The sequence below is a fragment of the Paenibacillus sp. 01T443 genome, assembly GCF_056398325.1.
In genome coordinates this window covers 981,805-1,004,587 of sequence record NZ_JBFTPE010000008.1, presented here as the reverse complement: position 1 = coordinate 1,004,587, position 22,783 = coordinate 981,805, and the positions used below count along the sequence as shown (strand labels likewise).

Genomic DNA, 22,783 nt, shown 5'->3' with positions numbered 1-22,783 from the left:
ATGAACATTAACGCAAAAGCAAGCGATTTGAAGCAAGTCGTGGGACGCGTGGCGGAGTATACATTCGGCATGGACCTGACATGGGATTGGCCTGGCGGAGTTGCCTACTATGGCGTCAGCCGGGCGTTTGAGGTAACGGGTGAGCAAGCTTATTTGGACCGGATGGTAGCCTGGGTGGATGAATATATCGAAGCGGGACTTCCGGGATGGACGGTTAACACATGCGCGATGGGGCATATGCTGCTCACTTTATACGAGCATACGAAGGACGAGAGGTATGCTGAGCTTATATTCAGCAAGATCGACTACCTGGAGAATAAAGCACTGCGTTTCGGCGACCGGGTGCTTCAGCATACGGTGTCGGCCAAAAACGACTTTCCGGAACAATGCTGGGCGGATACGCTGTTCATGGCGGCGTATTTCATGCTGCGTGCAGGCATCATGTTTGACAAAAAACATCTCGTGGAAGATGCCCTGCATCAATTTTTCTGGCATATCAACTATTTGCAGGACGAGAACGACGCGCTATGGTATCACGGCTACAACCATATCAAGAAGGACCATATGTCCGGCATGTATTGGGCGCGTGCCAATGCTTGGGCTGCCTATACGATGTCCCGCGCGGCAAGGATATTACCGGAAGGTTACTTGTATCCTCCAATGATGCATATTTGGAGTTCATTGCGCGATCAATTGGCCGCTATCAAGAAATTACAGAAGGAAGACGGTCTTTGGGGCACCGTGCTCGATTACCCGGAAGCTTACGGCGAAGTGTCGGCCACGGCGGGCATCGCGGCGGCAATGGTTACCCAAGGCAATCCTCTGCACGCGAAGTATGTGAAGAAGGCGCTTGACGGCTTACTGACGAACATCGCGGACAACGGCCGCGTGCTGAATGTATCGGGCGGTACCGCGGTCATGAACGACATCGCCGGCTACCTCGGCATCGATAGGAAATGGGCCCAAGGTTGGGGGCAGGGGTTGGCGCTCGCGTTCTTGGCTTCTGTCATAGAGAATGAGAAATGAAACAAAGTGAATTGAAACGAGGTACCACATTTAAGGGGGGCTAAACCATGTTGTTGGAACCAAAATCGAAATTGGTCATGATCGGCGACTCCATTACGGATTGCGATCGGGCTAGACCTTACGGGGAAGGGCTCTTTGGGGCTATCGGCAAAGGTTATGTTTCGCTTGTAGATGCGCTGCTGACGGCAGCATATCCGGAGTGCGGAATTCGGGTTGTGAACATGGGAACAAGCGGCAATACGGTTCGTGATCTGAAGGAGCGCTGGCAGACGGACCTGCTGGATCTGAAGCCGGACTGGCTGTCGATCATGATCGGCATTAACGATGTCTGGCGGCAATATGATCTGCCGGCCCAGACCGAGCAACATGTCTATATCGACGAATATGAAGAAACGCTGGAGGCGCTTGTAAAGCGTACGAGGCCGCAGCTGCAAGGGCTTGTGTTAATGACACCGTTCTATATCGAGCCGAATGAGGCAGATCCAATGCGCAGGACGATGGATCAGTACGGCGAGGTCGTAAAGAAGTTGGCGTTCAAGTATGATGCTCGGTTTGTCGATACCCAGGCAGCATTTAATCAGGTTCTAGCCCATATTTATCCGGGCACACTTGCCTGGGACCGCGTACACCCGAACATGGGCGGACATGCGGTAATCGCTCGAGCTTTTCTGCAAGCGATCGGTTACGACTATAACCGTGGTTTGTAATACGCTTTATTATTTTTGGAAAAAACAAATTAGAAAACCCTTGCGGCGCAAGGGTTTTTTTGTGCTTGAATTTTCTACCATTTGACTCATTTAAGAACTGTAAGGATGTTGTTGACGAATTGTTGGTGGGAATGGGAATTAAATTGTCCATTCATGTCTGAATCTGTATTTCTTCCGCAAAGTAGCGGTATTTTTACGCAATTTTAAGACACAACTCCAAGATTGTTTTTGTTACGATATAAGCATCAATTCTATTGGAGGTTAAGAGATGCTGAAGGTTGCTATTATCGGCGCAGGGGCAATTTCTACCGCGCATATCGAGTCGTACTTAAAGTTTCCAGGCCGTTGTAAGATCGTGGCAATTAGCGACAGTTATGAAGAAAAAGCATGGGCTCAAATCGAGAAGTTCGGACTTGAGGCTAAAGCTTATAAGGATTATCAAGATTTATTGGCGGAAGATATTGATCTCGTTTCAATCTGCACACCTCCTTATACACATGCTTCTCTGACAGTTGAATTTTTGGAAGCGAATAAGCATGTACTCGTAGAAAAACCGATGGCTTCCTCCTTGGAGGAATGCGATTTAATGAATGATGCTGCCCGCAGAACCGGGAAACTGTTGTCTGTCATTGCGCAGAACCGTTTCAGAACACCTATGATGAAATTAAAATCAGTTCTCGACAGCAAGCTGATGGGAGAAATCGTACATGTTCAAGTAGACTCCTTCTGGTGGCGGGGTCATTGCTATTATGATTTGTGGTGGAGAGGCACGTGGGAAAAAGAAGGCGGAGGGCCGACACTAAATCATGCGGTGCATCATATCGACGCGATGCTGTGGATGACAGGCAGACCAAATCAAGTACAGGCTTTCATGAGTAACGTATCTCATGACAATGCGGAAGTGGAGGATCTGTCTATCAGCATGCTAAAGTTCGATAACGGGGCATTGGGGCAAATTACGAGTTCCGTCGTCCACCATGGTGAAGAACAGCAGTTAATATTCCAAGGGGCCAAAGCTAGAGTTTCTGTCCCCTGGAAAGTAACAGCATCGACGTCGCGCTCGAATGGATTCCCCGAGACCGATACTGATTTGGAGAAGCAGCTCCATGACTATTATGAGAGTTTGCCTGAAGTTGTGCACGAAGGGCATGCCGGACAAATTGACGATGTTCTTACAGCTATTGAAAAGCAAACAGCTCCGTTGATTGATGGAATTAGTGGTAGACAGACTTTAGAGATGATAACAGCTATTTATAAATCGGCAAGCACAGGTCAACTTGTTCAACTGCCGTTACAACCAGAGGATGCCTTTTATACAAGAGAAGGCATGCAGGCTAATGCAACTCATTTCTTTGAAAAAAGTAAATCTATTGAAAACTTTCAAGCGATTTCGATTACGACCGGTAGCGACTACAAAGCATAGGAGAGAATAGAAACACCATATTAGGTACGGATGGCTACATTGAATTGCGCAAGTACGTGGATATTGGCAGAGAATCGACGGAAGATCATGTGTACCTCGTAAATACGGCAGGTGAGCAGCATATTCAAATTCGAGGCAAAGTAGGATTCCCGTATTTTGGACAACTGATCTTAGACTGCTTAAACCGAACGGAGAACGCAATGACCCAAGAGCATGCATTCAAGGCGGCTGAGCTCAGCTTGATCGCACAACGAGATGCGAGTCGAGTTATTTGACATGCTCCTGCCATTGCCTTCGGTATTGGTAAGGCGTCGATCCGAAATGTTTTTTGAATAACATGCAAAAGTGAGAACTGTTCGTAATGCCCACTTCCTCAGCAATTCGGGAAATGGCATAATCGCTCGATTGAAGAAGAATGACGGCTTGCTGCATTCGCTTGGCGTATAGATACTCCGATATCGTGCTGCCCGTGCAATCCTTAAATAAGTGAGACAAGTGATAAGGGGAAAGATGCAAATCCTTGCTCAACTTCTCCAGGCGCAAAGGTTGCTTGTAATGGCTCTCAAGCCACTCCATGATCTTCTCGGCTTGGTGCAATTGACGTGATTGCTGCTCCATTGATGAATTCGAGCGCCGACTTTCGTAAAGAGGCCTGAAAGAACGGAAAAAAGCGATCAGGAATAGCGAGAATTCCTCGAGATATTGATCCTTGGACAAACTCTCTATCGATTCTTGCAGGCTTAGTAGGATATTCGAGAGCCGCTCCATCTCCTTAGGTTCGTAGTATTGGGGAGACGGGGCCTTTCCTTTGTGAAATTGCTTGAAGAAAGCATGAAGAGCAGGCCAATTCTCAAAGAAAGCCTCATATAGTGAGGGTTCGTAATGAATGACGGAGCGCACGAACGGCGTTTGCTCTCCGATTACGGTTTGAACATGATGCAATTGGAAGGGCTGGAACACGCAGATCATGCCTGGCTTGATCTCGTAGTTCCGCTGATTGACGATCAGCGAGCCCTGGCCTTCATGGACCATCAGGATTTCAACGCCTAGATGGGCATGAAATACGCCTTGGTATTGTTCATCGTAGTTGCTTTTACGTTTATATGCAAAGTACAGAGGCACTTTACGAAGATCGATTGGAATTCGGGTCACTCGGATATCTCCCTTGTACCACTTTTTTAGCATCTATCCATAGTTTAATTATATTATCCCGAAAAGCAAGATTTCTTTGCTTGGTATAAACATTATCTATGCCGGAAACAGAGAAATATATCTTGATCAACTTATTTATAGGTTGCGATGCCGGAACTCACGGGGCGACAAGCCGGACTTTTTTTTGAAGAGCTCATTTGATGTTTATTGGGTTTTCATTTAACAACAATACCTTTGACCCCTCCTCGTTAAAATCATCAAACGAAACCACTTCATTTATAAAGCGCTTACAAATAATGGCTTCATTTGTTGATTTCATTATAAATCGACAGGTTCACGCATTATATCTCACTTTGTTTAGTTCTCTTATCTTTTATTTGCAAGATGGAAAGGTGGCTAATGACTAAGAGAAGATGGATTACTCTGCAATATGATCAAAAATCATGATCGAATTCACTGTCAGAAGAAAATAAAGTCTTAGACTTCCTTAATATAGCAATAGAAAAGAAATTACATTAATTGCTGTATGGTAATATGGAGTATATATTCGGATAAGGTGGTGTGGCTAATTGAATTATACCGAGCTAATTGAGTCATATAAAAGCGATTTGCAGCGTTATTCCTTGGATCAATTAAGGTATGTATTCGAGCCAGGGGTTTGGTCTTTAGGCCAAATGTATGATCACTTGATACTTGCTGCGCTCGATTACCTTGACAATGTGAAAATATGTGCATCTTTAAATGAGGAGCAATCTCAAGGGAAAACGGAGGGCGGCGTGCAATTGTTTAATATCGGCGCATTCCCTCCGATCAAAATCAAATTGCCTGATTTCCCCGGAAATAATCCCAGTAATTCGGAAAGTAAAGAGGACCTATTGAGTGGACTCGACTTAGTACTAAAGAGAATGTCTAAATGGGAAGAGAAACTAAATACGATAAACCCAAATTATAAAGTCAGACATGACGGCTTTGGGTGGCTCAACGCGCGAGAGTGGCATGTTTTGGTAGGTATGCATTTTCGCCATCACCTGCGCCAAAAGGTCGAACTGGAACAAAAGCTTGTGACTTAATTTGAATGTGAAGAGGTGTTCGTATGAAGACTTTAGGGTCCATGAATGTTGATGTTATTACGTTGTTTGTGGAGGATTTGCAAAAGGTGAGGGCGTTCTATCAAGAAGTATTTGGTGTTTTTGCCGTATATGAAGACGATGTGTCTGCGGTATTCAACTTCGGAAATATGAGTATTAACCTCCTGAATATTTCCGAGGCATACGGTCTGATCCATCCTGGAACAGTCGCAAGCCGAGAATCCGGATCTCGTTTCCAATTCACCATTCGTGTGGATGATGTGGGTGCAGTATGTAATGAATTGAATGCACGAGGCGTTGCTCTACTTAATGGTCCAGTGGACCGTCCGTGKGGAGTACGCACTGCTACCTTCGCAGATCCGGCAGGACATGTCTGGGAGCTTGCGCAGCAATTGGCATAGATATAAAGTTTGTGCATTGAACTAACGAGAAACGATAGTTGAAAACTACTATTGGATGAGCAGACACTGTGGTGGACTGCTCATTTTATTAAGCAAACGGGCAGTAATATTTAGTTATAGCTATAAATGACGTTAATCAACATTTGGCCAACTGGTAAAATAGGTGTAAATGCAATTGAACAGTGGGGTGAGATTATGAATAATTGGATTGAAATTCGTCAAATGACTGAGTCAGACGTAGAACTTGTTTATAGGGTTTTCACTGAACATGGTATTGGAAAACCTAGGGATTACATCTTGAGTTGTTGGGAACAGAACGAAGTAGGAGAAAGAATAACTTTACTAGCCTTTTACCAAGGACAGTTTGCGGGAAGCTTACATCTACTTGCTACATCTCATTATCCTTACTTTGTTGAAAATGGCATACCTGAAATTAATGATTTTAATGTCATTCCTCCAGTTCGAAAGTTAGGAATTGGCAATGCATTAATGGGAGCCGTTGAGAAAATCGCATTTGAGAAATACTGTATAGTAGGAATTGGTGTTGGACTCTATCAAAGCTATGGTAATGCACAGCGATTATACGCTAAAAGGGGATACATTCCAGATGGCAGGGGAGTGATGTATCAAGCACAATCAGTCAACCCTGGAACCATAGTTTGTGTTGACGACGATTTAAATCTGTATTTTACCAAAAGTAGACCATTAAATTAAGCTAACGGGCAGGAGAGCTTAAACACCAGAAGTTGATTAACCATTACAAAAAAACATAGTTTTATATAATGAACAATACACTATCAAAACCTGGGGTGAGATCAAGATCATGAAAAGTGATAGGGCTTTGTTAGTAATTGATGTTCAAAACGGTATGTTTCAGGAAGAATACCCAGTATACGACGGTGATGGTTTACTAGAACGCATAAGCGGACTTATAAAAAAAGCTAGAGCATATGATACTCCCGTTATATATGTCCAACATAATGAAGATGAAGGTTTGGTAACCAATAGTCCAGATTGGAACATACACCCCACGATAGCTCCTGTTGGCGGAGAAATCATCATTCAAAAGCATATGCCCGACTCGTTCCATGATACTAATCTCCATTCGGAATTGGTGACGCTCGGGATTAGAAAAGTTGTTTTGGTGGGGCTTCAAACAGATATGTGTATCGATGYAACATGCCGTCGAGCCAACGAACTTGGCTATCAAGTGACTGTGGTCAAAGACTGTCATAGTACTTGGAGTCAAGGTAATCAAAGCGCAGCACAAATTATAGAGCACTACAACGATCAATTTCGATCTTTCGCGGAAAATCTAGAATCGTCGAATATTGAATTCAGCTAGGTGAAAAAGAATGGATAAAAGCCCTCTCAATGAGGGCTTTTATATTTCTCAAATGGTGGCGGGTAGCGACACCGTTATTTGTGTAGACAACATCAGATTCTGATCCCATGTGACATCTGCAGCAAGCGCTTTGGAAACAAAACTGATTGGGTCGTGCTGATCTGTGCATTGTTGTCTCAGTATGGAATAAAATAGGACTAGGGATCCGTCGGCGAATATAATGCCAAAAGAACAAGGAGAAGATGGTTATGATTTCAGATTGGAAACAAGCTGAGGAAGCATTGAGGGATATTGAGGTCGTTGGTCATGAAAACAATAAGCCTGTTTCAGTCATCGGTTTTGCGGAAGCTTTGCGTTGCATCGGCATCGGAACGGATGCCGCGGTCTTTTATTACCCGGACACCCCTAATTACGCATATAAAGTGTATTCGGCTCAGGCATTAGATAAAAAGGAAGTGGAAGAAGGGATATACAAACGCTTAAAAGGATCGCAGTATTTCCCCATATGTTATGGATCCGGACCTAACTATTTGGTTTTAAGTTTTGAACAAGGAGTTACCTTATATGATTGTCTTCTACAAGGTGTCCGTGTTCCAGAGCAAGTGATCCAAGACGTTGAGGAAGCCCGCGAGTTTGTCCGAAGTCAGGGGCTGAACCCGAGGGATATTCATCTGAAAAATGTTCTTTTGCAAGAAGGAAGAGGAAAGGTTCTTGATGTATCGGAATATATCAAGGAAGGAAACGATAGTCGATGGGAACACTTGGTATGGGCATACAAACATGTTTATCCTCTGATATGCGAGGTACAGGTACCAATATGGATATTGGAAACCGTAACGAACTGGTATAACCGGATCGATACGGCAGGTTTTGGAATAGAAGACTTCTCTAAACGAGTGAGTCGGCTTTTCTTTGGGGAACGCAAATGAACGGGGACAAGATTACCGTCTCAGACGCGGTGATCTGATACGCATCCTTTCATCGATAGAGACCGAGCTGCCAAATAGCTTGCTGAAGATGATTCACTGGATAACCCGTCAACATTCGTCTACATTTTTGACCATTCGAATATATTCGTAAGAAGGCGGATGTAGAATGAAGGAGGAATGGTGCAAATGGAGAGTTTTTCTACCGCTACTAACATACATACAGGCAGAACGCCAAGCATGCAAAAGGTTGATGAATTTATCGATTTTATCCGTGAAGTAAATGAACTTCTTCAAAAAGAAGAAGATCTTTCTCCTGCCAATCAACGGGCGACGAACATGATTGGGCGCCTTTTAAAGCAATTGCGCTCCTACTACTCGTCCGAGGAAGTCAAGGCCGTTCTAAGCAATGAATATATTGTAATGAACCAGCGAATGTTGCAGGATAAGTTGTCAGAAGCCGAATTCCTTGTAGAATTAAGTGATTCTCGCCACATTTGCAAATCTGAGGATTCCGTCTTGGATATCGTTACAAGGCTGCCTACCTGGAACATTTACATGGCCTTAGTTAGTCAGGAACTGTCCACTCTTCGTCGGTTCATTCGACAGGATAGTCAAACAGAGAAGTCGCCGATTGTCTTTGTTGGTAGTGGGCCGATGCCGCTAAGTCCTATTATTTTGCATCTATTCGGCGATGTGGAGGTAATCTGTCTGGAAATGGATTCTGTAGCCTATGATGCATCAAGCTCTTTACTCGAGCACATGGGCTTAGGGACTAAAGTGACTGTCGTAATGGAGAATGGATCAGATTTCGATTATAGCTCTTATAACCGAATCTTTGTGGCTAGTCTCGTGAGAAATAAGCGAGCGGTGCTTGAACAAATTAGTCGTACTTCTCCAGATCCTCTAATAGCTATTCGCACAGCTGAGGGGATGAGGCAAATCATGTACGAAGCGATTGATGAATCGCAGTTGAATAAGCAGGGGTGGCGGATTCTGGGACGAACCTGTCCTGAAGAAAATCTGGTCATCAATTCGACTTTGTTCCTAGATCGCTTTACTACTCCTACCTTATCGAATTGACTAGGGTCGTGCGATGCGTTGAAATCAAGCTTCATCATTGACAACGAAGAGGTCAGTGATTGCCCCATCATATGCAACTAAAAAACCACTTCCTCTGGAAGTGGTTTTTTAGTTGGTGCTTTCTACAGGGTATGGAGTCTGGGATTTGCAGACGTATGATGGTATGCAAACTGCTCATATATAGTTTAATTATAATGCAGCAGTTTCTTTAATCGTAATAATAACTATTTACGACCACAAACAGATGTGCTAATCTTAATCGTAATGCATACGAAATACATACGAAAAAATGGAGGTAAAAAGATGTTTAAGGGATACAAGTTATTATTAATTTTCATTTTATCCGTTTTTATTTTGGCAGCTTGTTCTTCTGTGCCTGCTGAAAAACAAGCTGAGGGAAGTAAAAAGGTAAATCTGCTCTTTAATTTTGCGACTAGCTCGCTYGATCCTAATGTGGATACAAGTTATGTCTCCGTTCGTGCAGGAATAACGGAAACTTTGGTACATCTCAATGATACGGACTTGACCATCACGCCTTGGCTAGCAGAAAGCTGGGATAGTCAAGACGGTCAATTATGGACGATTGAGCTAAGAAAAGATGTGACCTTTCAGAACGGTAAACCTATGGATGGGGCAGCTGTTAAAGCCTCTCTCGAACGGGCAATGAAAGATAGCCTCGCGATAAAGAATGCCTTGCGTATTGCGACAATAGAAGCCAAGGCCAATACGTTGACGATTAAAACAGAAGTTCCATTTCCCGAATTTCCATCTGAACTGGTACATCCAAACACTTCAATTATTGACGTAACGGAAGCAGACTTTGTTAACAAACCAATAGGAACAGGACCATTTGCTGTATCTTCTTTTACACCGGGTACGGCTGTGGATCTTGTGCGTTATGAGGGTTACTGGAACGGGACTGCAAAGCTGAAGTCAGCAAAATTCTCATTTAATGAAGACGCCAATGCCCGGTCTCTTGCGCTTCAATCAGGAACCGCCGATATTGTCTTCCGTCCTGAAGTAGAAACACTCACTAATTTAGAAGCTTTACCAGGAGTAAAAGTGGAGTCTACATCCACGTTCCGAGTGCATCAAATGACGATGAACCTAGAACGGAAGCCGCTGCAAGACATCCTTGTTCGTAAGGCTGTTGACGCATTAATTAATCGGCAAGCTATCGTGGACACCATTTTAAGAGGACATGCTGAAGTTGCGACTGGACCTTTCCCATCCACCTTTTCGTTTGCACCGGACTATCCTGAGAAAAAGACGGGTATGGACGCTGCTAGAGCCTATCTTCAAGATGCCGGATATACAGAAGTGAATGGGGTTATGCAAAAAAACGGCGAACCGCTCACATTTAAGCTCCTAACTTACAGTGCGCGTGCTGACTTGCCCTTGATTGCACAAGTGTTTCAGTCGGATGCAGGCCAGCTCGGAATAGACGTTCAAATCCAGCAGATCGAAATTCCAGAAGAGTACATGGCAGCCAATCGCGATTGGGACCTGACTACATACAGCAATTTAACTGCACCTCGAGGGGATGCTGGTTACTATTTGAATGCAACGTATCATCCAAAAGGCGCTTTGAATTTCAGCGGAGCGGATGATAATCATTTAACCGCTCTTATTGATGAATTAAACGTAAGCGTTGGTCAAGACAAGCGTTCGGTTAAAGCTGAACAAGTTGCCTTGTATGTCGATGAGCAAGTCTATAATTCTTTTATTCTGCATCCGAACACACTCGTTGCATATAAGTCTGATAAAGTTCTGAACTGGGTAACATCCCGAAGTGAATATTACATGTTAACGAATGAATTGGATGTGAAGTAAATGTTTCAGATTCTAAGCAGGCGATTAATCGAGGTTGTAATCTTTCTTCTGGTCATTACGTTCATAAGCTTTCTATTCGTGCGTCTCGCTCCGGGTGATCCGGTGCTTTCCATGCTTAGAGTCGATGATGTATCGGTTACAAATGAGCAAGTGGAAGTACTTCGTGAACAATTAGGATTTAATGATCCTTTACTCGTGCAGTATGGTCGCTGGTTGGCTGACTTTGTAAGATTAGATTTTGGTAACTCTTATATAACGAATCAACCTGTGATGGAAATGATTTTACGCGGATTACCTGCAACACTCGAATTGTCTTTCGGTGCACTCATTGTCATGCTAAGCGTGGCTATTCCTCTTGGCTCACTCGCTGCTATATATCGGGGAAGCTGGATTGACCAATTAAGCCGGGGAGTATCGTTAATCGGCGCTGCCATCCCGAGTTTTTGGCTGGCACTTATTTTCATTGATTTATTTGCGGTGCGGTGGGGCATTCTCCCTCCGATGGGAAGGGAAGGCATTATTTCAGCCGTCCTTCCATCCATTACTTTAGGACTTGCCATAACAAGCGTTTACGTTCGCTTATTGCGTTCAAGTTTGCTTGACTCACTAAGCAATGAATTTATTTGGGCGGCACGATCCAGAGGATTATCGGAAATGCGTATTTTTTTCGGCCATGCCTTTCGTTATAGTCTGCCGCCTGTTATTACCGTGTTCGGTATTAGCTTAGGCAGCTTGATCGGTGGAGTTGTCGTTATTGAAGTTATTTTCGCCTATCCCGGTATCGGCAAGATGGTCGTTGACTCGATTCGATCACGGGATTACGCCGTTATCCAAGGATATATTTTTGTCATGGCGATTATCGTATTTTTCGTGAACAGCGCTGTTGATTTATCTTATCGATATTTAAACCCAGAACTGCGGATCAAGGAAAGGAAGAACAGCTCATGGAGTTAGTGGTTACAAGAAAACGCAAGAATATTCATAAGCGCTGGAAAGTTGCCCTAATGCTCTCTATGGTAACTTTGTTACCAGTAATGATTGCTTACACCTTCCTTGTGCTGAATCATGACCCGTCATTAGTTAAGCTTACCGAACGATTGTTGCCAATGAGCCTAAAACACCCGCTTGGAACAGATCATCTGGGGCGTGACGTTTTAACACGTTTGCTGCTGGGCTCACAGCTGACAGTTGGTTATGGCCTCATAGCACTGTTAATTGCAGTTATCATTGGTGTGCCGTTCGGTTTGTTGGCTGGCTTTAAAGGTCGTGTAGTTGATCGGATTTTCATGCGTATAGCAGACGTTTTTTTGTCATTTCCGGATACGATAGTGGCGATAGTGTTGAGTGGTTTACTAGGTGCCGGCATTGAAAATCTGCTTTTGGCCATTGTTCTGGTGAAATGGGTTAGTTATTCCCGGCTTGTTCGAAGTACGGTATTAACTGAACGGCAAAAAGACTATGTCATTATAGCTAAAATTAATGGTCTTAGTTCGGGGCGTATTATGATCAAACATATATTGCCGCATGTTATTGGAAACGTACTCGTGCTTGCCAGCCTCGATTTAGGGAAAATCATTCTGCTCATTTCTGCTCTTTCCTATATAGGACTCGGTGCGCAGCCTCCAGCACCGGAATGGGGGGCAATGCTCAATGACGCTCGTCCACATTTTCAATCCAATCCGCAGCTCATGATTTATCCGGGACTCGCGATTGTATTTATCGTTCTCCTGTCAAACTTATTCGGTGATTACTTGCGAGATAAATTTGACGTCAAAAAGGAGGTTGGAAATTGAACGTTATAACCGTTAACCATCTGTCTGTGACGGGTAAACAAAATAGGCTCGTTAATGATATTTCTTTTAAAATTCAGGGAGGGGAATGGTTTGCCCTAGTTGGGCAAAGCGGCAGCGGAAAGAGCATGACTGCTTCGGCAATCGGACAATTATTATCTCCGAACCTTCATGCAACAGGCGAAATAAAATATGCAGGCAGCAATTTATTAGAGCTTACCCCTTCAGAAATGCGTAAAATTCGCGGTAAACATCTTTCTTATATTTTTCAAGATTACCAAGGCTCGTTTACACCTTTTCTTACCATCGGGCGTCATTTTGAGGAATATCAACAGCGACATTTAGATTTATCCAAAGCCGCAAGAAAACAACAAGCCAAGCAAGCACTTGTTTCCGTGGGTCTGTCTGAAGATATTTATACTAGATTCCCAGTACAATTAAGCGGTGGCCAGCTGCAGCGGGTATCCATTGCGATTGCTCTGCTCCTTAAGCCAGATCTATTGATAGCGGACGAGCCAACTGCGGCATTAGACAGCGTCACTTCTTTTAAAGTATTGGAACTATTATCTCAGATGCAGGTGGAAACCGGTTGTGCGATTTTGTTTATTACTCATGATTTACGTCACGTAAGAAAATATGCTGATCGCATAGCTGTAATGAAAGACGGAGTAATTATTGAAACGGGTAACAAAGACCAGATACTCAATTATCCAAAAAATCCTTATACAGAGCTGCTTATCAAATCATCGCCATCACTTAAGACCATGCACTCACTATCGATTGAAGGAGTGATACGTTGAGCTTATTAGAAGTGAAGAATGTTTATAAGAAATACGATAATGGCGAGGCTGTGCTCCAGGATGTGAGTTTTACAATAGAGAAGGGGCAATGTTTAGGTCTTGTAGGAGAAAGCGGCTGCGGTAAAAGCACACTTGCGCGCTGCCTTTTACGCATTGAGCCAATAGATGAGGGAAGTATTTTGTTCGAGGGTATACCTCTCCATAACAAAGACGAACGTCGTTTAAAACCCTATCGAAAACATATCCAAACGGTTCTACAAAATCCTTCTGCAGCGTTGAATCCGAAGCTTAGGATAAAAGATTCCCTAATGGATCCCTATATGCAATTTGGCAGCCAGGCAGCGATGAAACATTTTCATTATATGAATCATAAAGACTTTGTTGCACAACTGTTAGACGCTGTAGAGCTACCAGCAAGTCTAGCCGATCGTTATCCTCATGAACTAAGCGGTGGGCAGAAGCAGCGGGTAACTATTGCTCGCGCAATTAGCATTGAACCTGATATTATTATTTTGGATGAACCCACTTCGAGTCTTGACGTTATATCTCAAGCTGCCGTTCTACGTTTGCTGGATGATTTGCGGGTGCAGTTAGGCACCTCTTATCTATTCATTTCACACGATCTCTCAGCAGTGTATACAATGAGTAAAACAATAATGGTCATGCGCGATGGCGTTATTGTGGACAGTTTTGAGAAGGAGGGGCTATTTTCTAAGGTGCGTCATCCATATACTCAAGAGCTTGTAGCCATGTTTGATTAATGAACATGCGTAGGGAGAGGTATCTTTGAATCATCGATCTTATCTTGCACTAGCTATTCCACTCATTATCTCAACCTTAACGACCCCATTACTTGGTGCTGTAGATACAGCAGTCGTCGGTCATCTGCCTGACCCTGCTTATATAGGTGGAGTAGCTGTAGGGAACATTATTTTTAATACGATGTATTGGTTATTTGGGTTTTTACGRGTCAGTACTTCGGGGTTTACTGCCCAGGCACATGGAGCTAATAATGAAATTCAAGGGGTTTTGGCTCTTACAAGGCCGTTTATCATTGCTGTAGTGGTCGGAATAAGCTTTATTCTACTTCAGGGACCGATGGAGCATTTGTTTTTAGCTTTGATGAGTCCGGAAGCTGATGTTCGAAAAGTTGCGTCTGATTATTTCAGCATTCGCATATGGGGCGCCCCGTTTACTTTGTTGAATTATGTGATCCTTGGATGGTTAATGGGGATGTCCAAAATAAAAGTTTCTTTGATCATACAAATTGTTATGAACCTTATGAATATCGTTCTTGCCTTGTTGTTTGTGAGCGAGTTTGCTTGGGGGGTATCCGGCGTCGCAATAGCAACCCTAATATCAGAAGTAACAGCCTTTGTCATTGGAATGTTTTTTATACGGAAGGTTTCTCCTTTCGAATTTAAGCTGCCTCCTTTAAAAGAGATCATTGATTCCGCCTCATTAGGAAAAATGATGTCCGTCAACCGGGACCTGTTTATCAGAACCCTTTGTTTATTAGCCGTATTTAATCTCTTCACGGCGCAGGGGGCTTCTTTTGGAACGGAAGTCTTGGCAGCGAATGCGGTTCTCATCCAAATTCATTACGTTATGGCATACTTCTTTGATGGATTTGCCAATGCTTCAAGTATACTAGTTGGAAAAGCCATAGGATCGGGGGATCAGCGGCTTTATAAGAAGACACTTATGCTATCGTGCCAATGGGCTGTCCTCTCGTCTCTTTTTATCGCAGGTACTTACTATCTGTTTAGTGATGACATCATTCATTTATTTACACGCATACCTCATGTCATCGATTTGGCTAACGCCTACGGCATGTGGATTGTCCTGTTTCCGCTTACGGCAAGCTTCGGAATTATTCTCTATGGTGTATTTACTGGGGCGACAGAAGCTTCATCCATTCGGAACTCGATGATTTTGGCATTGATGGTTTATCTGATTGCATTTTTCACATTGGTGCCCAACTTTAATAACCATGGCTTATGGCTATCGTTCATTGTATTTAGTATAGGGCGGTCGGCGTTCTTAGCAATTTTTATTCCTAAATTGAACCGGAAGCTGTTCACTTGACATGGATAGTTACCAGGATGCAAACAACGATTTTTTTGAGTGGTTAATGCAAACTCCTGAATATGAAAAATTGTAAGTTTGTCAGTTTAATGGTTGAATTATTCGTAAGAGCGATATACATTGCTCTTCCGTTAGCAAATAATCGTTTCCAAAGATTGTTAATATAGAGTATTTCATCTCTCATATCATGGACAGTATCATTTCTTGTCATTCTTGCTGCTATAGTGAGTCACATGCGTAACGTTTGTTCAATGAAGGACTCTATATAAACGATGAAGGAGCTGCAGTTGCAGCTCCTTTTTACATACATTGTTTGTTGATTGACAGAGGAGGAATAATTAAAGGATGGATATGCCTGCGCCGGCGAAACCAACTACTGCAGTTGCTAATCCGGCGTCGAGGCCAGTAGCTGCTAACGAATATACCATTAATAGACGATCTTGTTCTGTTACAGCAATTGATAACCCAGTAGTAATATCGCTTAGTACATCACCAACGGCAACAGTTGTGAAAGGGAGTGTTACGATAGCGCCAGTAGGGACAAAAGTATTGGTTGTCGCGGGTGCTATTTATGGTTAGGTTAGAAATGTTGAACGAAACAAGGAGCAGTTTGCCGACGGCAGCTGCTCCTTGTTTTCATTAAGCTAAAGGGCAGGATAGTTAAATCACTTCTCGAATAATTTATACAGGGTATTGAAAGCTTTATTAATTCGGAGGTAATGATAATATGGCAATGCCAACCCATATTGTCGCCGTAGGCGGCATAGTAGAGAACGAACAAGGACAGATACTTTTAGTGAAGACAGAGCATAACGGATGGGTTTTTCCAGGTGGGCAAGTTGAAGTAGGGGAAAACCTAATGGATGCTTTAATTAGAGAAATAAAAGAGGAAAGTGGAATAGACGTAATTGTTTCTAACTTGATAGGGGTTTATTCAAATACAGGAATTTATAAATGGCATGACGGTGTAACGGATGTCCCCACCAAAGTTATGTTAGACTTTATGTGCAAGCCCGTGGGTGGAGAATTATGTACTTCTGAGGAAACATCAGAAGTTCTATGGTTTGAAAAGGATAAGGTGCTCAATGTAGTCATATCTCCAGCAATACGCACTCGCTACCAAGCTTATTTGGACTTCAGCGGAAGCTCGTGCTATATGGAATACGTAACCAAACCTAGTTTTGAAATAAAACTGAAACAGATAGTTTAACTATTTCTAACAACTCATTGAACTAACGGGGAACGATAGCTCAATAAGCACAAAGAGAGGGCAGCCGATATACTTGGCTGCCGATTCTTCAAACAAACTGGCAGGTGATTGCGGACTATTGTGGTTATAACTTCTCCCTAGCTCGATCTCAAGGACTCCAGCCTGATCATTGCCTTATTTACCTGCAATCTCGGTGAGCCGTTCCCGGATAGATCCGGCGCATACGCCGCCGTGGTAGGTGATGACCGTTTCGATGTCTATGTCCAGCAGCTTGGCGACCGATTTCAGCGCCGTTTCCATATCGGCTGTAAAGCTGGAGTCGGGCGGCATCAGCTTTCCATCGATAGAAATGAGGGCGTCCCCGGAAATCAAGGTTTGACTCGGTTCATGGAACAGACAAATATGATCTGGCGTGTGTCCAGGTGTGAAGATGACTCGTATGCCGCCGCAATAGGGAAGAACGTCACCATCCTGCAGGGTCGTATCGACCTTGACCGGAGGAACGACAATGCCTCTTTTTATCAAGGGCACTTCCCCTAAAATATATGGCTTCGTTAATTCGTGCGCGAGTACCTTAATACGCCCCCCCGAAGCCTCAATTAGCTCCGGTAAACTTCCGATGTGATCCAGATCCTGATGCGTAATTATGATTTTCGTCAGTTTATCAAAGGCGAAGCCTTCTTTGGCGAGTGCAGCGCGGATAAGCTCAGTCTGTCCGGGGATCCCAGTGTCCACCAAGATGACATCATGATCGTCCCACAGCAACGCAGCATGAACGACAAACGGGCGTCCGCCTGCATTCATTTCGAGAACAATAGCTTTAATACCAGCTTTTACTGTCAAATGTAGAAGCCTCCTTATTTATTATGTAGTATGTTTATTTTACTGCATTATGGATACGATTACATGAGCATCATGGAATGTTGATTTTATGAATATTTTTAAAAAGCATCGAACCTTCAGAATCAGGTTTCTAACCTAATTCTTAACTATCGTTGCGCTGACTGGTAACGATAGCTCAATAAACATTAAGAACCAATAGAAGGCTGCCGGCGAACGGCAGCCTTCATGATCCGCAAGATCAGGTATTTCCAACTAATCAGCAATATTTCGGGTATAGTATTCAATTATATCTTTGCGACGAATAATACCGAGGAAGACSCCATCGGCGTCTACGACCGGAACGAAATTCTGATCGGCCGCCAGTGCCAGCATATCGTCCAAATCGGCGCTGATCGCGACACATTCGACTTTCATCCGTTTTTTGATGGAGACGACAGGAATTTCATGCATCGTATCGAAGCAGAGGCCGGGTGTCACTTTCAGTTTCCATAACAAATCTCCCTCGGATAGCGTTCCAAAATATACGCCATTGTCGTCCAAGATCGGAATGGCCGTATAATGGCTCGCCTCCAATTTATCCATGGCTTCTTTCATATTAGAGGATGTCATGAGGTAAGAGACCTCGTTCTTGGGATATAGAAATGAGTTGATGTCCATTGAATCACGCTCCTTTGGTATATTAAAACATATTTCGTCGCGGGGCGCATGTGGAAGTGACTGGGGCATGCCTAACATTATCGAATCCGAGCAGATCATTCGCGATCAAGCAAAGATGGCGGAACAGGATCGGACTGGCTCTCTGTGAACTTACCATGAGGGGGTACAAATATCGCTCCTGACAAGAATGCAAAAAACGGTTTATGGTTGATTGATGTACAGCCAATTGATACTTCCCTATATGAAGAAATCGGAACCTGCCATGTATACTTGGATCCCGATACAGGAAATGTTATTACAATTGTGACTGCAGCTAATGCAGTAGGCTAACTAAGTGAAATAAATGAGAGAACAATCAGCAAATGCAAAAGTGTTGATATTCTTTGAATTAACAGGCGGGTAAGATAGCTCAAAAGACTAGATGTATCATTAAAAAACTTGCTGTCTGTGGAGGTAAACATGAAGCTGCTAGCATACTTTACTCGCGCGTTATTAGCGCTCGCAACGCTCGGCGCGCTGCTGTTGCTCGCCCTCGCTTTTCTATTCAACGATACCGGCGAGCCAGCTAATACGCTGCTTGTAATTTGGGGAGGATATCCGCTTATCGGACTCATCCTTATCATCGTGAACGAGAAGTTGCTACGAATTGCGTTCGCGAATCATTCGTTTCGGAGGGCTTACGGCATTTTTTGGGCATGCGTCGCGGGCGCGGGGGTTTGCGCTTGGGCGATATCCGCCTATTTCTGAAAGGACACAAGAATGGCAGCCAAACGGGAAGCAATGCAAGAAACCGCCGCTGCCCAAGAAGGCTAGCGGCGGCATCTATTAACGACGTTAACAGAACGCTTGGATCGCTTCAAACGAAGCTGTTGTTGTGATTTTGAAAAGGAGGTTTAGCCCTGCTGGGGCAACGCCGGTTCGTTTTGTTACGCTTTACAACGAATTTAACAGTCAGTGATTTTGATTTTCTTGAAAACAATAAAATTAAAATAGCCCTCCTAGTCTCTTTATGAGATTGAGGAGGGCTATTTTTTAGAATCTTCTGGCTCCTGAGCTAAGGGATTGTTCAGCAATTTGAATTAATGCTCTTGTGATGTTTCCACCAATAGTACCTGCATCACGAGTAGTCATATTCCCATTGTAACCATCTGGAGACCATTGAATTCCAAACTGTTGTGCTACTTCATATTTCAAGTGGTCAAGTGCTGCTTGTGCTTGTGGAACGACTAAACTTTTTCTGCTCATGTATGTTCACTCCTTAATTGGATGTAAAGTTATTTTGTGGATTGTTTTTCTTTTTATACATCATTTTTGGATTTAAAGTGAAATAAATGCAATGTACTTTAAGCTGCCTTTTGCTTCGCTAATTGCGACTAAACCTTCTGCTGAAATTTATGATATTCTATTGAAAGCATGAAGTGAGAGATCAAGGAAAGGCGGACAAATGTCATGAAGCTTATATTTCCACACGTGAATACAGCGGAAGAAATCGCTGAGGTTGCTCGGTTGGCGGCAGAGATATGGCGCGAATATTATGTATCCATTATTACAATAGATCAGATTGAATACATGATTGACAAATTCCAATCGATTCCAGCGATTAAGGATCAGATCCATCATCAGGGATACGAATATTACTTCATCCATCACGATGGATCTGCGGTCGGATATATGTCGGTCAGACAAGAAGAGGGAAAGCTTTTCCTGAGCAAGTTTTATATAAGCAAGGAGCACCGGGGTCGCGGCTACGCCAGCCAAGCGTCGGCATTCCTTGAGCAGCTGTGCAAAGACCGAAATCTAAGCCATATTTGGCTGACGGTTAATCGTTATAACGAATCCACTATTGCGGTTTATGAGAAAAAAGGGTTCAAGACCGTACGAGAACAAATTGCGGATATCGGGAATGGATTCGTCATGGATGATTTTATCATGGAAAAAGAAATTCCGGTTTTATAAGTAAAAGAGGTTTACACGCGAATACGAGGAAACGCTCTGGAGACAGGGCGTTTTTTTGTTGAACGATCCGAAAGGATCCTACCCCTGCCCGGCATATAACGCCTTACAAGAAGGATGAGCAGTATTCCTTATGAAAATATACAGCTCCTTCTATTAGAAAATTGTAGGCTTAGCATTTAGAAAAATATTTTCTATAGCATTTTGAAGCTTTTCTCAGCCGCTTGATTGCTGTCCTCAATTGACATTACTAGAACGGTAACTTAAGATTTACTTTAAGGTTAACCTATCGGATAGGTAGTAAGGTGAGGAGTGGGAAGCGGGCTATGGCAAAAATTCAAAAAATACTTGTGCATGAATTGGTATCCCAGGAAATTCAAAATTATATTCAAGAGAAGGATCTTCAAGAAGGGGACAAGCTTCCGTCCGTTGAGGAAATGACGCAAATGTTCGGCGTCGGCCGTTCCTCGCTGCGGGAAGCTTTGCGATACTTGGAGGCAATTGATATCGTTCGGGTGGAAAACGGCAAGGGCATTTTTGTCCGGGATGTCGATACGTTCCGCTTTACGGGGAAAGTTAAAATCGAGCGGGAGCGCCAATACTTGCTGAACACGCTTGACATCCGCAGAGCGCTGGAAGGCAAGGCGGTGGAGCTGGCATCTAAGAACATTACGGTGGCCCAAATCAAGGAATTGGAGCTATGCCTTGAGCGGTACCAGGCTTTGAAGGAGAGCAGCAAGGATACGTCCCAGATTGATCTGGCTTTCCACCGTTACATTATCAAAGCCGCCCACAACCCGATTCTCGAGACCGTGATGGATTCCATCTCTGGATTATACGAGAAGTTTTTCAATGAGCCGCTAGGCGAAAAACAGCTTTTCGACGAGACGTACCCATATCATCGCACGATGTTCGATGCTGTTGCCGCCCATGATACGGAAAGGGCGCTTGAGGAGTTTAACAAAATGATGGATTGCATCGAAGAAAAGATCAAAAGCTTTTAACGAGGAGCGCTTTATTATGTGTTGACAAGGTAAAGCGCTTTCAATATAATCAACCTATCAGACAGGATGACTGTATGATACATGTGATTTAAAGGGGGATTTTAATCGATGAGAACGCGAAATAAAGTGTTGGCTTCGCTGTTATGTGCCGTATTGACGATCGGTCTGTTGGCGGGATGCGGCAGTAAAAACGAAGATGAAGGCGGAAACGCTGGCGGCGAGAAGATCACGCTTCGCATGATTGAAAGTTTGACAAGTCCCAAGAGAACCGAATTGATTCAAGCAATGGTCACCAAATTCGAGGAGGCCAATCCGAACATTAAAGTAGAATTCATCTCGCCGCCATTTGATCAGGCGGACAACAAAATCAGAACGATGCTTGCATCCAACGAACAGATTGACGTTCTAGAAGCACGTGATTTGAACGTTGCCGAGTACGTGAACAACGAGTATCTCGAACCGCTTAACACTTACACTGACAAATGGAGCGATTTCACTACGGTGAGCGCCGTATCCAAGTCGGTTGGCTCGATAGGCGACAAACTGTATTTTGTGCCTAACGGCCTCTATGAAAGACAAATGTTCTACCGTACGGACTGGCTGAAAGAAGCGGGTCTAAATCCTCCGACAACTTGGGAGGAACTGTATGAGGTTTCGAAGAAATTAACGGATCCTGCCAAAAACCGTTTCGGTTTCTCGTTCCGTGGTGGCGCTGGCTCCACAGGTACTACGGACGCTATCATTCTCGCATACAACGGAGACAAAGTGAACCTGGACGATTCCATGTTTACGAAAGACGGCGCAACGGTTTATTCCACGCCTGAAGCGAAAGCAGGCATGGAGCTTTACCTGAAGCTCTACAAGGACGCTTCGCCTCCGGATTCAATCAACTGGGGCTTCCAAGAGCAAGTACAGGCATTCACTTCAGGCGTAACCGGCATTCTGCTGCAGGATCCGGACGTTATCCAATCCTTGCAGGAGAAGATGACCGAAGGCACTTGGGCAACGGCTCCACTCGTAACCGGGCCGACTGGTAAAGCGCTGTTCGCAGCTGGCGGAGCCGGTTGGGGAATCGCATCTCAATCCAAGCATAAGGAAGAGGCATGGAAGCTGATTGAATTCCTCTCAAGCCCTGACGCAAACACGGCGTTCTCCAAGGATTACGGATTGATTCCGATCCATTCCAATGCTACGGAAGACGATTTTTTCAAAACCGGCCCGTACAAAACGCTTATTGATATGTCCAACAATCCGGATGTGTTCGTGAACTTCAAGCCGGCATTCCAATATCCGGGTAACGCACAATGGGGCCAAGTTGCGATGGAGTCTGGACAATCGCTGCTGCTCGGCAGTTCAAGCCTTGACGATACGCTTAAGAAATGGGACGAATACTGGGTTGATCAGAAAGCGAAATTAAAATAATAAGGGTGTGTAATTATGATGGGTGGCGAAAT

General features: G+C 43.9%; 25 protein-coding genes and 1 pseudogene. 22 read left to right on the top strand and 4 right to left on the bottom strand.

What is annotated here, in order from left to right; translation table 11 throughout:
• The 4 genes and pseudogenes from AC1DLI_RS18235 to AC1DLI_RS18220 form a co-directional block, all read left to right on the top strand.
• A complete protein-coding gene (locus AC1DLI_RS18235; RefSeq protein WP_477604941.1) occupies positions 1 to 1,026 on the top strand; it encodes a glycoside hydrolase family 88/105 protein in 1,026 nt (341 codons plus the stop codon).
• 47 nt (positions 1,027 to 1,073) lie between these two features.
• Entirely contained in the window at positions 1,074 to 1,733 is a 660-nt protein-coding gene (locus tag AC1DLI_RS18230; RefSeq protein WP_477604939.1) for an SGNH/GDSL hydrolase family protein, read from the top strand.
• A 268-nt stretch (positions 1,734 to 2,001) separates the two neighbouring features.
• Positions 2,002 to 3,156 carry a Gfo/Idh/MocA family protein gene (locus AC1DLI_RS18225; RefSeq protein ID WP_477604937.1) on the top strand — a complete coding sequence of 385 codons (1,155 nt, stop codon included), beginning with the start codon at positions 2,002 to 2,004 and terminating at the stop codon, positions 3,154 to 3,156.
• Positions 3,156 to 3,431 (top strand): annotated as a pseudogene (locus AC1DLI_RS18220) (Gfo/Idh/MocA family protein); the annotation flags it as partial. The gene AC1DLI_RS18225 and the pseudogene AC1DLI_RS18220, both read left to right, overlap by 1 nt.
• Here the strand turns inward: AC1DLI_RS18220 and AC1DLI_RS18215 are convergent.
• The gene (locus AC1DLI_RS18215) at positions 3,424 to 4,308 is read right to left on the bottom strand and encodes a helix-turn-helix domain-containing protein (RefSeq protein ID WP_477604935.1); all 885 of its coding nucleotides are present in this window, start codon (positions 4,306 to 4,308) and stop codon (positions 3,424 to 3,426) included. The pseudogene AC1DLI_RS18220 and the gene AC1DLI_RS18215 sit on opposite strands and share 8 nt — an antisense overlap.
• Positions 4,309 to 4,877: 569 nt before the next feature.
• On the opposite strand from AC1DLI_RS18215, the gene AC1DLI_RS18210 reads away from it, so the two are divergent.
• The 13 genes from AC1DLI_RS18210 to AC1DLI_RS18150 all read left to right on the top strand — a co-directional run bounded on the left by AC1DLI_RS18210 (position 4,878) and on the right by AC1DLI_RS18150 (position 16,872).
• Entirely contained in the window at positions 4,878 to 5,378 is a 501-nt protein-coding gene (locus AC1DLI_RS18210) for a DinB family protein (RefSeq protein WP_477604933.1), read from the top strand.
• 23 nt (positions 5,379 to 5,401) lie between these two features.
• A complete protein-coding gene (locus tag AC1DLI_RS18205; RefSeq protein WP_477604931.1) occupies positions 5,402 to 5,797 on the top strand; it encodes a VOC family protein in 396 nt (131 codons plus the stop codon).
• Between the two features lie 195 nt (positions 5,798 to 5,992).
• The gene (locus AC1DLI_RS18200) at positions 5,993 to 6,511 is read left to right on the top strand and encodes a GNAT family N-acetyltransferase (RefSeq protein ID WP_477604929.1); all 519 of its coding nucleotides are present in this window, start codon (positions 5,993 to 5,995) and stop codon (positions 6,509 to 6,511) included.
• A 109-nt stretch (positions 6,512 to 6,620) separates the two neighbouring features.
• Complete coding sequence (locus tag AC1DLI_RS18195) at positions 6,621 to 7,142, top strand: cysteine hydrolase family protein (protein ID WP_477604927.1); 522 nt, start codon at positions 6,621 to 6,623, stop codon at positions 7,140 to 7,142.
• Between the two features lie 248 nt (positions 7,143 to 7,390).
• A complete protein-coding gene (locus AC1DLI_RS18190) occupies positions 7,391 to 8,071 on the top strand; it encodes a serine/threonine protein kinase (RefSeq protein WP_477604925.1) in 681 nt (226 codons plus the stop codon).
• A 186-nt stretch (positions 8,072 to 8,257) separates the two neighbouring features.
• Positions 8,258 to 9,151, top strand: coding sequence for a nicotianamine synthase family protein (locus AC1DLI_RS18185; protein WP_477604923.1), 894 nt, complete (start codon positions 8,258 to 8,260; stop codon positions 9,149 to 9,151).
• Positions 9,152 to 9,454: 303 nt separating this feature from the next.
• Entirely contained in the window at positions 9,455 to 10,984 is a 1,530-nt protein-coding gene (gene nikA, locus AC1DLI_RS18180) for a nickel ABC transporter substrate-binding protein (RefSeq protein ID WP_477604921.1), read from the top strand.
• A complete protein-coding gene (nikB, locus tag AC1DLI_RS18175) occupies positions 10,985 to 11,938 on the top strand; it encodes a nickel ABC transporter permease (protein WP_477604919.1) in 954 nt (317 codons plus the stop codon).
• 50 nt (positions 11,939 to 11,988) lie between these two features.
• Positions 11,989 to 12,777 (top strand): nickel transporter permease, encoded by a 789-nt coding sequence (gene nikC / locus AC1DLI_RS18170; protein WP_477605085.1) that lies wholly within the window; start codon positions 11,989 to 11,991, stop codon positions 12,775 to 12,777.
• Positions 12,774 to 13,574 (top strand): ABC transporter ATP-binding protein, encoded by an 801-nt coding sequence (locus tag AC1DLI_RS18165; RefSeq protein WP_477604917.1) that lies wholly within the window; start codon positions 12,774 to 12,776, stop codon positions 13,572 to 13,574. The genes nikC and AC1DLI_RS18165 overlap by 4 nt, the downstream gene beginning before the upstream one ends.
• Positions 13,571 to 14,335, top strand: a complete 765-nt coding sequence (locus AC1DLI_RS18160; RefSeq protein WP_477604915.1) for an ABC transporter ATP-binding protein — start codon at positions 13,571 to 13,573, stop codon at positions 14,333 to 14,335. Before AC1DLI_RS18165 ends, AC1DLI_RS18160 begins: the two co-directional genes overlap by 4 nt.
• Positions 14,336 to 14,360: 25 nt before the next feature.
• A complete protein-coding gene (locus AC1DLI_RS18155; protein WP_477604913.1) occupies positions 14,361 to 15,662 on the top strand; it encodes an MATE family efflux transporter in 1,302 nt (433 codons plus the stop codon).
• A 727-nt stretch (positions 15,663 to 16,389) separates the two neighbouring features.
• On the top strand, positions 16,390 to 16,872 hold the full coding sequence (locus AC1DLI_RS18150) for an NUDIX hydrolase (RefSeq protein ID WP_477604911.1): 483 nt from the start codon (positions 16,390 to 16,392) through the stop codon (positions 16,870 to 16,872).
• A 174-nt stretch (positions 16,873 to 17,046) separates the two neighbouring features.
• Here the strand turns inward: AC1DLI_RS18150 and AC1DLI_RS18145 are convergent, their stop codons facing one another.
• Together AC1DLI_RS18145 and AC1DLI_RS18140 are read right to left on the bottom strand one after the other, a co-directional pair.
• Positions 17,047 to 17,715 (bottom strand): MBL fold metallo-hydrolase, encoded by a 669-nt coding sequence (locus AC1DLI_RS18145; RefSeq protein WP_477604909.1) that lies wholly within the window; start codon positions 17,713 to 17,715, stop codon positions 17,047 to 17,049.
• A 252-nt stretch (positions 17,716 to 17,967) separates the two neighbouring features.
• Complete coding sequence (locus AC1DLI_RS18140; RefSeq protein ID WP_477604907.1) at positions 17,968 to 18,324, bottom strand: CBS domain-containing protein; 357 nt, start codon at positions 18,322 to 18,324, stop codon at positions 17,968 to 17,970.
• Between the two features lie 19 nt (positions 18,325 to 18,343).
• Here AC1DLI_RS18140 and AC1DLI_RS18135 point away from each other — a divergent pair, with 19 nt between their 5' ends.
• Together AC1DLI_RS18135 and AC1DLI_RS18130 are read left to right on the top strand one after the other, a co-directional pair.
• A complete protein-coding gene (locus AC1DLI_RS18135; protein ID WP_477604905.1) occupies positions 18,344 to 18,520 on the top strand; it encodes a hypothetical protein in 177 nt (58 codons plus the stop codon).
• Positions 18,521 to 18,831: 311 nt separating this feature from the next.
• Positions 18,832 to 19,119 (top strand): hypothetical protein, encoded by a 288-nt coding sequence (locus AC1DLI_RS18130; RefSeq protein WP_477604903.1) that lies wholly within the window; start codon positions 18,832 to 18,834, stop codon positions 19,117 to 19,119.
• A gap of 285 nt (positions 19,120 to 19,404) precedes the next feature.
• On the opposite strand, the gene AC1DLI_RS18125 is transcribed toward AC1DLI_RS18130, so the two are convergent.
• Complete coding sequence (locus AC1DLI_RS18125; protein ID WP_309000195.1) at positions 19,405 to 19,617, bottom strand: alpha/beta-type small acid-soluble spore protein; 213 nt, start codon at positions 19,615 to 19,617, stop codon at positions 19,405 to 19,407.
• 204 nt (positions 19,618 to 19,821) lie between these two features.
• Between AC1DLI_RS18125 and AC1DLI_RS18120 the strand changes: the two genes are divergently transcribed.
• The 3 genes from AC1DLI_RS18120 (at position 19,822) to AC1DLI_RS18110 (ending at position 22,751) form a co-directional block, all read left to right on the top strand.
• Complete coding sequence (locus tag AC1DLI_RS18120; protein ID WP_477604900.1) at positions 19,822 to 20,328, top strand: GNAT family N-acetyltransferase; 507 nt, start codon at positions 19,822 to 19,824, stop codon at positions 20,326 to 20,328.
• 323 nt (positions 20,329 to 20,651) lie between these two features.
• A complete protein-coding gene (locus tag AC1DLI_RS18115; RefSeq protein ID WP_308995639.1) occupies positions 20,652 to 21,329 on the top strand; it encodes a FadR/GntR family transcriptional regulator in 678 nt (225 codons plus the stop codon).
• A gap of 108 nt (positions 21,330 to 21,437) precedes the next feature.
• Positions 21,438 to 22,751 (top strand): ABC transporter substrate-binding protein, encoded by a 1,314-nt coding sequence (locus AC1DLI_RS18110; protein WP_477604898.1) that lies wholly within the window; start codon positions 21,438 to 21,440, stop codon positions 22,749 to 22,751.
• Positions 22,752 to 22,783 lie beyond the last annotated feature (32 nt).